A 12,440-nucleotide genomic window follows, 5' to 3' on the forward strand; every position below is an offset into this window, starting at 1 on the left:
TCGGTGCGAGGCTGGGCCCGTGAGCGACACGCATACCGTGGTCCTGGTCGAGGGAGTCAGCGACAAGTCGGCCGTCGAAACGCTGGCCGAGCGCCATGGCCGGAACCTGGCGGCCGAAGGCGTCTCCCTCGTGGCGATGGGCGGCGCCACGAACATCGGAACGTACGCCGGCAGGTTCGGCCCTCCAGGCCGCAACCTCCGGCTGGCCGGTCTGTACGACGTCGGGGAGGAAGCCGACTTCCGCAGGGGCCTGGAGCGCGCCGGCCTCGGATCCGATCTGGAGGCGCTCGGGTTCTTCGTGTGCGTCGCCGACCTGGAGGACGAGCTGATCCGCACCCTCGGCACCGACACCGTCGAGCGCGTCGTCGACGCCGAGGGCGAGCTCCGGTCGTTCCGCACGCTCCAGAGGCAACCCGCGTGGCGCGGCGGCACCACTCATGACCAGCTGCGCCGGTTCATGGGAGCGGGCAGCGGCCGCAAGATCCGCTACGCCGGCCTGATGGTCGCGGCACTCGATCTCGATCGCGTGCCGCGGCCGCTGGACAGGCTGCTGGCCCACCTGTGAGGCGGGCGCCTAGGCGTGGCGTTCGGTGAACTCCTCGATCGTCATGCCGAACAGGAACTCGTCGTCGTAACGGCCGTTGGCGTAGCGGCTCCTGCGCCGGCGGCCCTCCTCCACGAACCCCAGCCGCCGGTGCAGCGCCAGCGACGGCTCGTTGGAGCTGTAGACCCATGCCTCGGCCTTCTGGAAACGGCGCTCGAAGAACATGTATCTCAGGAGCAGGACGACGGCGTCGCCGGCGTAACCCTTGCGGTGGTGGGGCGTCCCGATGCCGATCCCGTACGCGAAGGTGCCGTGCACCCGGTCGACGTCGTGCGTGTTCATCATGCCGACCGGGAGGTCTCCGTCCCGGGTGGCGATGACCAGGCGCACGGCGTCCAGGTCCTGCTCCTCCTCGGCCAGCTCGGCGGCCCACTTCCTGGCCCGCGCCGCCGACCGCGGCGGGTGAAGCCGGTGGCCGTTCCTGACCGCGTCGGAGTATTCGTCGAAGGAGCGGAACGCCTCCCAGTCCTCCGGCTCGATGGCCCGCAACCGTACCCGCTGCCCCACCCACACGGACGTCATGCCCGGCAGCAAACCACGCCCCCGCACCTCACCGCGAACGGTTTTCCGGCGCGGGCGGGTGGCTCCTGCGCGACCTACGAGAACGTCCAGGCCAGGTGGGCCAGGGCGGCCTCGGCGTACTGCCGGGGGCCGGTGCTCAGGCCGTAGGCCAGGTCCTCGATGAGCGCGCACCTCGCGTAGAAGAGCACCCGGGCGCGGGCGGCCTCGTCCAGGTCGAAGGCGTAGTGCGACACCGTCAGCTCGAAGATCTCCGGCCCCAGGTCGCGGTGGATCAGGGCGAAGTCGTGGGCCGGGTCGGTGATGGCGGCGTCGGTCCAGTCGATGACGCCGGTGATCGTACTGGTGGCCGGGTCGACCAGCAGGTGCTCGGCGCCCAGGTCGTTGTGGCAGAAGCGCGGCGAGCCGGGCTCGCCCGGCGGCGGCTCCCGGAGGAAGCGCTCCACCAGGTGGCGCTGTCCCTCCGGGACGTGCTCCTCGACGTCGCGGTAGTCGAGCTCGGCCTCCTGCAGGAGGGTCGGCGCCGGGTAGTCGTCCAGCGGCGCGAGGTCGCGCATCCGGTCGGGCGAGGCGCCGTGCAGGGCGCTGAGGAACTCGCCCAGGGGCTCGGCCAGGAGCCTGGGGTCGTCCACCGGGTGCCGGTTGAGGGGCTCGCCGGGCAGCTTGCTGTACGCGATCACCCCCGACTCGTCGTCGGCGAAGACCACCTCGGGGACCGGCAGCGGGGACAACTCCCTGAGGGCCGCCAGGCGGGCGACCTCCTGGCGGTTCTCCTCGGGGGTCGTCGCCTTGTTACGCCGTACCAGTAATTCGTTGTTGACCTCGTACACCGTGTTGTCGAGGCCCTGGCCCAGCCGATCGATGGAACGCACCCGGTAGTCGGGGAGATGGCGGGCCAGCAGCGCGCGGATTTCGCCAGTCACACCCGCAGCCTAAGCCCCCGCTACTTCAGGGCTCCAGAGGTAAGGCCGCTCTGGATCTGCCGCTGGAAGACCGTGTAGACCACCAGCATCGGCAGGATGGCCAGGGTCAGGGCGGCGAAGAGGGCGGACCAGTCCTGGTCGTATCCGGCGGCGGTGGAGATGTCGGCGATGCCCTGGGTGAGGACCCACTTGTCGCGCTCCTGCAGCAGCACCAGAGGCAGCTGGTACTGGTTCCACTGGCCCAGGATGTTGAAGATCGTGATGCTGATGATGCCCGGCCGGGCCATCGGCAGCATGATCTGGAAGAAGACCCGGGTGTGCGACGCGCCGTCCACCATCGCCGCCTCCCCCACCGCCGTGGGCAGCGTGCGGAAGAACGCCGACAGGAAGAAGACGGTGAACGGCATCGAGTACGCGATGTAGACCAGGACCAGGCCCGCGTGCGTGTTCAGGCCGATGAAGGGGCCGACCAGCGGCACGTTGCCCATGTTCTGGACGACGAAGAAGAGCGGGGTCAGCGCCAGGTAGACGGGAAAGGCCAGGCCCGAGACGAAGAGCAGGTAGATCGCCCGGTTGCCGCGAAAGGGATAACGCGCCAGCACGTACGCCGCCATCGACCCGATGAGCATCGTCCCGAACGTGCTGAACGACACCACGATGACGCTGTTGAGCATGTACTGCCCGATGTGCGCCTGCTCCCAGGCCCTGGCGAAGTTGTCCCAGTGCAACGTGGAGGGCAGCGACCAGGCGTCGCCGAAGATCTCGTCCTCGCTCTTGACCGAGGCCAGGAACGTCCACAGGATCGGCACCATCACCAGCAGCGTCCAGATCACCAGCGCGAGGTGCGTCAGCACCCCGAGCGGGCCGAGCCGCCGTCTCCGCTCCTGGCGGGCGAGCTTCCGCGAGGTCGCCGCCGTCCACGAGATCATCGTTGTCATCAGTACTCGATTCGTTCGCGCCGCGAGAGGCGCAGCGAGAGGATCGCGAAGCCGACGGTGAAGAAGAACATGATCACGCCCAGGGCGGAGGCGTAGCCGAAGCGGAAGTACTGGAACGCGTTGCGGTAGATCTCGGCCGCCATGACCGTGGTCGACCAGTCGGGGCCGCCGTGCTGGTCGGTCATCACCCAGACGATCGCGAACACGTCCAGCGCCAGGATCCCCAGATAGACCCAGGCCACCTGTACGGTGTCCCAGAGCAGCGGCAGCGTGATGCGGAAGAACAGGCTCACCCGGCCGGCCCCGTCGATCTGCGCGGCCTCGAACATGTCCCTGGGGATGGAGGCCAGACCGGCGGAGAAGAGCACCACGTAGAAGCCGACCGCCTGCCACACCATGACGCCCAGCACCGACCAGAACGCCACGTCGGGATCGGACAGGAAGCCGATCGGCTTCACCCCGAGCGCCATCAGCGGGCCGTTCAGCATGCCGCTGCCGTCCGGCCGGAACACCTGCTGGAACAGCACCGCCACCACCGCGACGGCCAGGACCTGCGGGAAGAAGAACACCACGCGGTAGAACTTCGACCCGCGGATCCCCGACGTGCCCTGCGCCCCGCCCACGTTGAGGAGGAAGGCGAAGAACAGGGCGATGACGATCGTGATCAGCGGCAGCAGCACGAGCAGCGCGCCGTTGTGCGTGACGGCCTTCCAGAACGTACCGTCACTGAAGAGCCGCTTGAAGTTGTCCAGGCCGATGAACGTGGGCGTGGCCGTCACGCCGCGCCAGTCGGTCATCGCGATGTAGAACGCCTGAAGGTACGGCGAGATCACGTAGACCAGGTAGAGGATCACCGGGGCTGCCAGGAACGAGGTGATGAACAGCCCGCGGCGATACCTGTTGAAGATCATCAGCGCTTGTACTTCTTGATCGAGGAGTCGTTCTTGAGCTCGTCGGCCTTCTTCTGCAGGCGCTCCAGGTAGGCGTCCGGCTTGAGCCCGCCGGTCATCAGCTCACCGGTGGCGGCGATGGCCTCGTCCTTGAGCTGGGCGTACCAGGTCTGCCAGCGGTAGTAGACGACGTTCGTGCCCGCCGCGGCGAACGCCTTGGTCGCGCTCTCGGCGCCCGGCGACAGCTTCCGCCCCTCGCCCGCGCCCTTGACCACGGAGACCGTCTTGACCATCTCGCTGAAGTCGCCCGCCGCCTTCTTCGACAGCATGGCGCGCAGGTACTCCATGCCGGCCTGCGGGTTGGCGGACTTGGAGGGGACGATGAAGTTCTCGCTCGGCTGGCTGTGCAGCGTGCCGTACGGCAGCTTGTCCGAGCCGCCGAAGTCGGGGATCGGGAACATGCCGTACTCGAAGTCGGCCGGGGTGGTCGTCTTCTGCTCGTTCTCCAGCCAGGAGCCGGAGGGCAGCATGGCGACCTTGTACTTGTTCTGGGCCGTCTGGGTCTGCACGTGGTCGAGGCCCGCGGTGCCCTCCATGAGGTACTTGGCGCCGATCTCGGCCCAGGCGGTGGCCGAGGTCTTCATGGCGTCGGTCTTCCAGGCGCCGTCCTCGAGGTTGTCGATGTTGACGAGCACCTCGGGGCCGCCGATCTTGGCGGCCATGGTGAGCAGCGGCTCGTACAGGTATTGAGGGAACTTCCCGGCGTAGGTGAACGGCGCCATCCTGCCGGACTTCTTGATCGTCTCGCAGAGCTTGAGGAACTCGTCCCAGGTCTTCGGGGCTTCCCAGCCGTTGTCGCGGAAGGCCTTCTGCGAATACCAGATGCCGAAGATGTAGTTCACGTAGCCGAGCACGCTGAAGGTGCCGTCGTACGTGCCGAGGTCGATGACGGCCTGGTCGATGGTGTCGCGGACCTTGGTGTTCGGGTCGTCCCAGCTGGGCGCGTCGAGCAGCGGGGTCAGGTCCTGGAGCTGACTGTCCTGGGCCAGCGCGCCGAAGTCCATGGCGTTGGCGCCGGAGTTGTCGATCACGTCCGGCGGGTTGCCCCCGGCGAAGCGCGGCTGGAGGACCTTCGTGATCTCCTTGGTCGCGTTGTGCTTGATCTCGATGTTCGGGTGCTTGGTCTTGAACAGCGGCTGGTGGATGGTCTTGGCGTAGTCCTGGCCGAAGCCGCCGTCGAAGATCCACACCTCCAGCGGCTTGTTGTCCGCCATGCCGAACGGGTTGGCCGCGCTGGTCGCGACCGGCGCCGCCGAGGACGACGCGGCGGGTTTGGCGGCGGGCGTGGCGCAGGCGGCCAGCGCACCCGCCACGGGTACGAGCGCCGCGCCGCGAAGGAGCTCGCGCCTGCTGAGATGGGGGGTGTTAGGCATATGACTGCTCCAGACTTGTCTATGATCCGCGTCGGATACGGCCTGCGTAACGGCTCTCCAGCGCCTTGTTGTGCTCATCGCCGCCGGTCACGTTGACCGACTTGTAGACGGGGGGCGTCTCGCCCATGGCCACGAGCTCGTCCACCGCCTCGGTGACCACCATCTGCGCGAGCAGCGCCGAGGTGACCGTGGACACGGCGCCGTACGTGCCGCCGCCGGGCAGTTCGAGGATGGCGTCGCCGTACGGCGAGCCGTTGTCTAGCACGACGTCGGCCAGGTCGAGCAGCTTGCGGCCCGACGGGTGGCGCGAGGTCATCTGGGTGCTGTGCCTGACCGAGGTCAGCGCGATCAGCGGGTGGCCGCGCTCCTTGACGAGCGTGGCCAGCTCGACGACCGTGCCGTTCACGCCGGAGCTGGAGATCAGCACGAACACGTCCTGCGGCGCCACCGGCGCCAGGTCGTAGATCTCGTGCGCGATGGCCGGGTCGCGCTCCAGCTCGGAGGTCAGCACGCTTGCCGGGTGGCCCCCGTACAGGACGAGGTCCCTGGGCGAGAGGCGGTTGCTGGGGACGAGGCCGCCGGCCCGGCCGGCGATCTCCATGGCGATGGCCTCGGAATGTCCCGAGCCGAACGCGTTGACCACGCCGTCCGCCCGGATCGAGGCCACGATCAGCGCGGCCGCCCGCTTCACCGGCTCGGCCTGGCTCTCGGCGACCTGGCGTGCCAGATCGAGGACCTGGGTTGCGTACGTCATTCAGCCTCTCTCCACCCGATGGCTCTCCACGGCGCTGATCGTGCGTTCGAACGCCTCGTTGGTGCGTTCGTAGGTGCGTTGGGCCACTGCCACGTACACGGCGTCCAGGACGAACAGCTGCGAATGGACGGCGGCCAGCCCGCCGAGCCGGAACGTGGTCTCCCTGCTGGCGGTGGTCAGCACCAGATCGGCCAGCTCGGCCAGCGGGGAGCGGGCGAAGGAGGTGACCGCGACCGTCAGCGCACCGTGGCTGCCGGCCTCGGCCAGCGCCTCCATGACCTCCCTGGTGCGGCCCCGATGGCTGATGCCGATGGCCACGTCGCCGTCCTTGAGCAGGGCCGCCTCCGACAGCGCCACGTGCGCGTCGCCGGCGCTCCAACCGGGGACGCCGATGCGGCGCAGCCGGCCCTCGAACATGGTGGCCACGTTGCCGCTGGTGGAGACGCCGACCAGGAGCACGCGCGGCGCGGCCACGATCGCGTCGGCCACCTTCGCCACGATGTCGAGGTCGAGCTGCGCGGCGGTGTCCTGGATGAGCCTGGCGTCGGCTGCGGCCATCACCTCGATGGCCGAGTCGAGCGGGTCGTCGGGCCCGATCTCGTGGCCGACGCCCGCCCCCCAGCCCGCCTGCGCGGCCCGGCCGGTCTCGGTGGCCAGCGCGACGCGCAGCTCGGCGTACCCCGAGAAGCCGAACGCCCGGCAGAACCTGGTCACGGTCGCGGGTGAGCTGCCGGCCCGCTCGGCGAGCGCGATGATGGTCGAGCGCGCGGCCTCGGCCGGATCGCCGAGAATCACCTCGCCGACCCTGCGCAAAGCCTCCGGCAAACCGGGTAGTTCTGTTTCGACGCGCCCGAGCGCTCCTGAAGTCACGAATATTCCTTCCGAATACCCGGTCTTCTGGCGAAAATTATTCTTGCTTCCGGTCCGCGTCAACCCCCAGACTCGGACCGTGACTGAATCGCTAGTGGTCGGTGTCGACGCCGGGGCCACGTCCACGCGGGTCGCCGTCCACGCGCTCGACGGCACCAGGGTCGGCTACGCGCGGGCCGGCGCCGGCAATCCCACTGCTCACGGGCTCGCCAAGGCCGTGGCCAACGTGGCCGCCGCGCTCGGTGAGGCGCTCGGGACGCACGACGGCCGGCGGGTCGTGGCCTCGCTGACGGGGGTGGCGGGGCACGTCGCGGAGATGGTGCCGGAGCTGGCGAAGGTCTGGGCCGGGCACGGCATCGCGGAGGAGCCTCGCTACATGGGCGACACGGCCATCGCCTACGCCGCGGGCTCGCCGGAGCCCGACGGCTCGCTGCTGCTGTCGGGAACGGGCGCGGTGGCGGCCAGGATCGTGGACTTCCGGCTCGACGCCATCGCCGACGGGCTGGGCTGGCTGCTGGGCGACAAGGGATCGGGCTTCTGGATCGGCCGCCAGGCCGTCAAGAGGGTGGTCGACGCCCTCGACCGCGGCGCGCCGCCCACCGGCGCGCTGGCCGAGCTCGTGGTGGAGCACTTCCTCGGCGACGAGCGGCCCGCCGGGCCGCGTGCCGTCGCCGACCGCATCGTACGGCTGGCGCAGGCCGACCACATGCGGCTGGCCGCGCTGTCCTCGCTGGTCAGCCAGGCCGCCGAAGCGGGCGACGGGGCTGCGCTCAATGTCACGTGGGAGGCGGCCGAGCACCTGGTCGCCACGCTCGGGCGGGTGCACGTGTCCGGCCCGGTGGTGCTCGCCGGGAGCGTGCTGACCAGCGAGGGTCCGGTACGCCAGGCGGTGGTGACGCTGCTGCCGGACGAGAACGTCATGACGGCGGGTGACGCGGCGGGCGCGGCGGCCTGGCTGGCGGCCCGCGACCTGCTCCCGGAGGCGGACGCGAAGGCCCTGCACGCCGCGTTCACCGCTGTCAGCCCTTGACGGCTCCCGCCGTCATCCCGGTGCCCACCCGGCGCTGCAGGAACAGGAAGAGCAGCAGCGCGGGCAGCGCGAACAGGCTGGCGGCGGCCATCGTGGCGCCCCAGTCCGTGCCGAAGACGTCGCGGAACGACGACAGCCACACCGGCAGCGTGCGCTTGTCCTGATCCTTGATGATCAGCACGTTCACGAACGCGAACTCGTTCCACGCCGTGATGAACCCGAACAGCGACGTCGCCATCAGCCCGGGCGCCAGCAGCGGGAACACCACCCGCCGGAAGGCGGCCGACCGGCCGCACCCGTCCACCAGCGCCGCCTCCTCCAGCTCCGGCGGGATCGCGGCCAGGAACCCGCGCAGCGTCACGATCGTGAACGGCAACGTGATCATGAAGTAGACGCCGGTCAGCATCGCCAGCGAGTCCAGCAGCTCGGTGTCCCGGGCGATGATGAACACCGGCACCAGCAGCGCCGGTGCGGTCAGGAACATCCATTGAACTCCTCCCCGGCCTGAAGCTGAAGGCTGGAGGTTCTCCCGTCGCGTCGTGGTTAAGCGGCGTGCGGGGGTTGACGCTTCATCGACCGGGTAACCCCGAGGTCTCCACGTCCTGACACCGCAGTCCCTGCGGCGTTTTCGATATTGATCGCAGCGTTGTGGTCGGCGTTGCCGATCCAACCGCAGGCCGGGTTGGTGCAGGAGAACACCGCCTGGCTGACACGGGCAGAGGGGTCACGGTGCCCACACCGGTGGCAGGTCTGCGACGTCCCGGCGGCGGGGACCTTCACCATTTGGCCGCCGCGATCGGCGGCCTTGTATGCGAGCAGGATCACTGTGCGGCCCCACGCCTGTTCGCTGATGGCCCGGTTCAGCCCGGCCTTTTGGGCAACGTTGTGGCCGGGTGCCTGGGCGGTGCCTTTCGCGGAGCGAACCATGTTGGTGATCCGCAGGTCCTCCACCTTGATCACGCTGAAGGTGCCGGCGAGTTCGGTGGTGGTTTGGTGCTGCCAGTCGATAGCCCTGCGCTTGGCTGTCGCGCGAAGCCTGGCGATCTGGCCGTAGGTGCGGATGATCCGCTTGGAGCGGGGTGTTCCTGCGCGGTGGGATGCCCTCTGGCGGGCAGCTTTCTTCTCCAACCGGCGCAGGCGTTCCCGCTGCCCGCCGGTTAGCCACGGACCATGCTCGCGGGTTGTGGCGTCCGACAGCGCAAGCGCGACCGTGACACCCCTGTCGATGCCGACCCGCTCACCCCGATGTGAGGCGGGGATCGCATGCCGGGTTTCGGTCCGGAAGATGATCCGCCAGCCGAAGGCGTCCTTAACCAACCTGGCCCCAGTCACCCGCCCACTCACTCCGCCCTTGGTGACGCCGGGCAAGTCTTTGGTCCAGCGGAAGCGGACCCGGCCGACTTTCGGCAGGTTGATCGCACCCCACCGCCGATTCAACCGTTTGATCTGCAAATCGCGAGCTTGGGGCACGTCCACCGCCATCCGGCAGCGGCGGTTCTTGAACGCCGGGCGTTGCGCCGGGTGATCGGGATTGAAGTAGTTGGCCCAGGCTTGCCGGTAGGTCTTCAACACCGCCTGGGCTGCCTGGGCGGGCAACTGTCCCATCCAGTCGATCTCTTTGCGCGCCGCTCGGATCGCCTCGTCACACTTATTCACGGCGGCAAAGCGGCCCTGGCGGAAGGTGAAGTACTCGTGCAGCAGGTTCCACAACGCGCGGGCGGTATGGGCTTGGCCGTCCAGCACGGCAACCTGCGCCACACTGAGGTCAAGTCGCGCCACGTGCGCCCTAGCCCGGTTCCCCTTCTCCACAACGCGATCGTATCGTTTGGTTTATGTCACCGCGATGGGAACCGAATCCCGATGTACGCACTGGACGACATGTCGTCTACAACCTCCATGCCCATTTGGTGTTCGTCACGAAGTACCGGCGCGGAGTCTTCACGGACGAGATGCTCACCCGATGCGAGGAGATCATGCGCGAGGTCTGCGCCGACTTCAAAGTCGAACTCCGCGAGTTCAACGGCGAGCACGACCACGTGCACCTACTCGTCCATTACCCACCCAATGTCACTCTGTCCAGACTCGTCAACAGCCTCAAGGGCGTCTCGGCACGCCTACTTCGTAAGGAGTACGCCCCTCATGTCCGCCAGTATCTATGGGGTGGGCACTTCTGGTCCGGCTCATATTTCGCCGGGTCGGTGGGCGGCGCGCCCCTCACTGTCCTGCGCCAGTACATCGAGCAGCAGAAACAACCGGTCTGAACCAGGTACACACCGGTCCGACTGACGGCGAATCGCCTGTTCATGCCCCGGCGGCCCGCGAGTTGCTCCCCGAGGCCGGCGCGCGGGAGCTCCACGCGGCGTTCACGGATTCTCACCCCACGGATTTTCACCGTACGAGCAGGGCGGCGCTCCCGTAGCTGCCCCCGAACCCCGTCACCAGCGCCACCTCGCGCCCGTCCCGCAGCTCACGCACGGCCTGGGCCACGTTGTTCAGGCCGTGCACGTAGCCCTCCGAGAGCAGCCCGCCGTGCGGGTTCACCCAGGCGTGGCGGCGCTCCAGCAGGTACGCCCCCAGGTCCCCGCGCGGGACCAGCCCGAAGTCCTCCAGTTGCCGGGGCACCAGCCACGAGTACGCGTCGTACGGCAGCGCCACGTCCACGTCCGACGGCCGCATCCCGGACGCCTCCCAGAGCATGGGCGCCACGTACGCCGAGAAGATCGCGGTGACGTCCGGGGCCCGGTCCATCGACGAGCAGCCCGGGCCTCCCCCGCGTACGACCGCTCGCACGCGCGGCCCGTCGAGCACGCCGCTGACCACGAGGGCGCAGGCCCCGTCGGTCTCCTGGCAGCAGTCGACCGTGCGGAGCGGGGTGCTCACGTACGGCCTGGCGAGGTAGTCGGCGAGCTCCAGGGGCTCGCGGCGCAGCGCCCGGGGGTTGGTCTTGGCGTTCTCCCTGGACTGGGCGACGACCGCGTGCAGGTGCTCCTCCGTGAGGCCCGTGTCGTGCAGGTAGCGGGTCGCGGCCAGGGCGAACAGCGGGATCGGGCCCGCCAGTCCGTACGTGAACCGCTCCTGTGGGCCGGTGGAGACGGCGTTCATGCGCTTGCCGGAACGGCCGTTGAGCGCCCGATACACCACGATATTTCGCGCTAAACCGGCGTGTATGAGCATCGCCGCGTCGCCCAGGATCGACGCCGCCTGCGTGCCTCCCCCGGCGATGTCGTTGTGCCACCCGAGCCGCTCGATCCCCAGCGCCCGCGCCACCTGGACGACGGGCGCGGAGTCGTTCAGGTGATAGCTGAGCACCGCGTCCACCTCCCGCGGCCCGACCCCCGCGTCCGCGCACGCCGCCCGGCACGCCTCGACCGCCAGCTCCAGCTCGCTCCGCCCGGACTCCCTGGTCAGGGCGGTCATCCCGACCCCGGCCACGGCTGCCCGCCCCGCGAACGGCTGCATCCTCCGCCTCCCGCGTTCCAGACAAGCGCTTGCTCGGCAAGCGTAATCAATCCGGAAATGTCGCCGCCAGTAGATAACTGAATATCTTCACGGGAGGCAGGTCCTCTTGTAATACGGAGGAGTGATCAACCGATAAGTCCATCATCACGCTGAGGTGGGGGATGGATCTACGCTACGTCCGGTACGCGATGGCGATCGCACGCGCAGGCAGTCTCCGCCGCGCCGCCACCGCGCTGCACATCGCACAGCCGACGCTGTCGGAGCAGCTCAGAGCGCTGGAGAAGGAGATCGGCGTCGAGTTGTTCAGCCGGTCGTCCAGCGGCGTACAGCTGACCGAGGCGGGTGAGGCCTTCCTGGCCCAGGCCACCGTGGCGGTCGACGCCTTCGACCGCGCCGTGGCCGCCGCCAGGAGCTCGGCCGAGACCGCGCGCCTGGGCGTGGCCGACGGGCTGGCGGACGTGGTCGCCCGGCTGCTCTCCCAGCTCCAGACCTCCAACCTGCGCGTGGCCCCCATGGGGACGGCCGAGCAGATCGTCTCCATCGCGGACGGCACCCTGCAGGCCGGGCTCGGCTACGCGCCGGGCTCGCTGCCCAGGGGCGTGGCCCGCATGCTGGTCCACCGGTTCCCAGTGCGCGCGCTGCTCCACCGCGAGCACCCCCTGGCCTCGTACGAGGCTCTGTCGCTGGCGGACCTGGCGGGCGAGCCGCTGGTCATGCCGGAGTCCGACGCCGTGGCCGGGGCCCGCCGCTTCCTGGAGGGTTTCGTACGGCACCGCCTCCACCCCCGCCTCGGCCCGGCCGCCGCCACGCACGACCTGGTGCTCAACATGGTGGAGGAGGGCGCGGGCTACGCGCTGTGCGTCCATGAGGGCACCACGATCCCCGACACGCTCGCGTTCGTCCCGATAAAAGAGGACGTGCCGCCACTGGAGGTGGTCTTCCTCTGGAACCGCCAGACGGACGTCCACGAGCTCCTCAGCGCGGCCCGGCACCTCGCCCGCTCTGGATAGCGCTATTATC

The 12,440-nt window shown here is 69.1% G+C and carries 14 protein-coding genes; 4 read left to right on the top strand and 10 right to left on the bottom strand.

Going from position 1 to position 12,440, the window contains the following annotated elements; translation table 11 throughout:
* Nucleotides 1–19: 19 nt before the first annotated feature.
* Complete coding sequence (locus ABZS69_RS38625; RefSeq protein WP_355380903.1) at nt 20–565, top strand: TOPRIM nucleotidyl transferase/hydrolase domain-containing protein; 546 nt, start codon at nt 20–22, stop codon at nt 563–565.
* 9 nt (nt 566–574) lie between these two features.
* Here ABZS69_RS38625 and ABZS69_RS38630 read toward each other — a convergent pair whose 3' ends face one another.
* The 7 genes from ABZS69_RS38630 to ABZS69_RS38660 form a co-directional block, all read right to left on the bottom strand.
* A complete protein-coding gene (locus tag ABZS69_RS38630; RefSeq protein WP_355380905.1) occupies nt 575–1,126 on the bottom strand; it encodes a GNAT family protein in 552 nt (183 codons plus the stop codon).
* Between the two features lie 74 nt (nt 1,127–1,200).
* On the bottom strand, nt 1,201–2,046 hold the full coding sequence (locus tag ABZS69_RS38635; protein ID WP_355380907.1) for an aminoglycoside phosphotransferase family protein: 846 nt from the start codon (nt 2,044–2,046) through the stop codon (nt 1,201–1,203).
* Between the two features lie 20 nt (nt 2,047–2,066).
* Nucleotides 2,067–2,984, bottom strand: a complete 918-nt coding sequence (locus tag ABZS69_RS38640) for a carbohydrate ABC transporter permease (RefSeq protein WP_355380909.1) — start codon at nt 2,982–2,984, stop codon at nt 2,067–2,069.
* Nucleotides 2,984–3,895, bottom strand: a complete 912-nt coding sequence (locus tag ABZS69_RS38645) for a sugar ABC transporter permease (protein ID WP_355380911.1) — start codon at nt 3,893–3,895, stop codon at nt 2,984–2,986. The genes ABZS69_RS38640 and ABZS69_RS38645 overlap by 1 nt, the downstream gene beginning before the upstream one ends.
* Nucleotides 3,895–5,307: an N-acetylglucosamine/diacetylchitobiose ABC transporter substrate-binding protein gene (ngcE, locus tag ABZS69_RS38650; protein ID WP_355380913.1), complete on the bottom strand. Its 1,413-nt coding sequence runs from the start codon at nt 5,305–5,307 to the stop codon at nt 3,895–3,897. The genes ABZS69_RS38645 and ngcE overlap by 1 nt, the downstream gene beginning before the upstream one ends.
* Before the next feature lie 19 nt (nt 5,308–5,326).
* Nucleotides 5,327–6,061, bottom strand: a complete 735-nt coding sequence (locus ABZS69_RS38655; protein WP_355380915.1) for an SIS domain-containing protein — start codon at nt 6,059–6,061, stop codon at nt 5,327–5,329.
* Nucleotides 6,062–6,931, bottom strand: a complete 870-nt coding sequence (locus ABZS69_RS38660) for a MurR/RpiR family transcriptional regulator (protein WP_355380917.1) — start codon at nt 6,929–6,931, stop codon at nt 6,062–6,064.
* Nucleotides 6,932–7,010: 79 nt separating this feature from the next.
* On the opposite strand from ABZS69_RS38660, the gene ABZS69_RS38665 reads away from it, so the two are divergent.
* The gene (locus ABZS69_RS38665; RefSeq protein ID WP_355380919.1) at nt 7,011–7,961 is read left to right on the top strand and encodes a BadF/BadG/BcrA/BcrD ATPase family protein; all 951 of its coding nucleotides are present in this window, start codon (nt 7,011–7,013) and stop codon (nt 7,959–7,961) included.
* On the opposite strand, the gene ABZS69_RS38670 is transcribed toward ABZS69_RS38665, so the two are convergent.
* Both ABZS69_RS38670 and ABZS69_RS38675 read right to left on the bottom strand, forming a co-directional pair.
* Complete coding sequence (locus tag ABZS69_RS38670; protein ID WP_355380921.1) at nt 7,951–8,445, bottom strand: carbohydrate ABC transporter permease; 495 nt, start codon at nt 8,443–8,445, stop codon at nt 7,951–7,953. The genes ABZS69_RS38665 and ABZS69_RS38670 overlap by 11 nt on opposite strands.
* Nucleotides 8,446–8,504: 59 nt before the next feature.
* The gene (locus ABZS69_RS38675; RefSeq protein WP_355380923.1) at nt 8,505–9,740 is read right to left on the bottom strand and encodes a transposase; all 1,236 of its coding nucleotides are present in this window, start codon (nt 9,738–9,740) and stop codon (nt 8,505–8,507) included.
* Between the two features lie 53 nt (nt 9,741–9,793).
* On the opposite strand from ABZS69_RS38675, the gene tnpA reads away from it, so the two are divergent.
* A complete protein-coding gene (gene tnpA / locus ABZS69_RS38680; protein WP_355380926.1) occupies nt 9,794–10,222 on the top strand; it encodes an IS200/IS605 family transposase in 429 nt (142 codons plus the stop codon).
* Between the two features lie 127 nt (nt 10,223–10,349).
* Here tnpA and ABZS69_RS38685 read toward each other — a convergent pair whose 3' ends face one another.
* Nucleotides 10,350–11,420, bottom strand: coding sequence for an acetyl-CoA acetyltransferase (locus ABZS69_RS38685; RefSeq protein WP_355380928.1), 1,071 nt, complete (start codon nt 11,418–11,420; stop codon nt 10,350–10,352).
* A 161-nt stretch (nt 11,421–11,581) separates the two neighbouring features.
* Here ABZS69_RS38685 and ABZS69_RS38690 point away from each other — a divergent pair, with 161 nt between their 5' ends.
* Nucleotides 11,582–12,430: a LysR family transcriptional regulator gene (locus ABZS69_RS38690; protein ID WP_355380930.1), complete on the top strand. Its 849-nt coding sequence runs from the start codon at nt 11,582–11,584 to the stop codon at nt 12,428–12,430.
* Nucleotides 12,431–12,440 lie beyond the last annotated feature (10 nt).

The sequence above is a fragment of the Nonomuraea sp. NPDC005650 genome (assembly GCF_040605375.1).
In the GTDB taxonomy this organism is placed as follows: domain Bacteria; phylum Actinomycetota; class Actinomycetes; order Streptosporangiales; family Streptosporangiaceae; genus Nonomuraea.

Bases quoted from the DNA above. Each gene is read 5' to 3' on its own strand.
- ABZS69_RS38655 (WP_355380915.1), bottom strand. From the start codon at position 6,061: ATGACGTACGCAACCCAGGTCCTCGATCTGGCACGCCAGGTCGCCGAG.
- ABZS69_RS38670 (WP_355380921.1), bottom strand. From the start codon at position 8,445: ATGTTCCTGACCGCACCGGCGCTGCTGGTGCCGGTGTTCATCATCGCC.
- ABZS69_RS38690 (WP_355380930.1), top strand. From the start codon at position 11,582: ATGGATCTACGCTACGTCCGGTACGCGATGGCGATCGCACGCGCAGGC.
- ABZS69_RS38640 (WP_355380909.1), bottom strand. From the start codon at position 2,984: ATGACAACGATGATCTCGTGGACGGCGGCGACCTCGCGGAAGCTCGCC.
- tnpA (WP_355380926.1), top strand. From the start codon at position 9,794: ATGTCACCGCGATGGGAACCGAATCCCGATGTACGCACTGGACGACAT.
- ngcE (WP_355380913.1), bottom strand. From the start codon at position 5,307: ATGCCTAACACCCCCCATCTCAGCAGGCGCGAGCTCCTTCGCGGCGCG.
- ABZS69_RS38630 (WP_355380905.1), bottom strand. From the start codon at position 1,126: ATGACGTCCGTGTGGGTGGGGCAGCGGGTACGGTTGCGGGCCATCGAG.
- ABZS69_RS38685 (WP_355380928.1), bottom strand. From the start codon at position 11,420: ATGCAGCCGTTCGCGGGGCGGGCAGCCGTGGCCGGGGTCGGGATGACC.
- ABZS69_RS38645 (WP_355380911.1), bottom strand. From the start codon at position 3,895: ATGATCTTCAACAGGTATCGCCGCGGGCTGTTCATCACCTCGTTCCTG.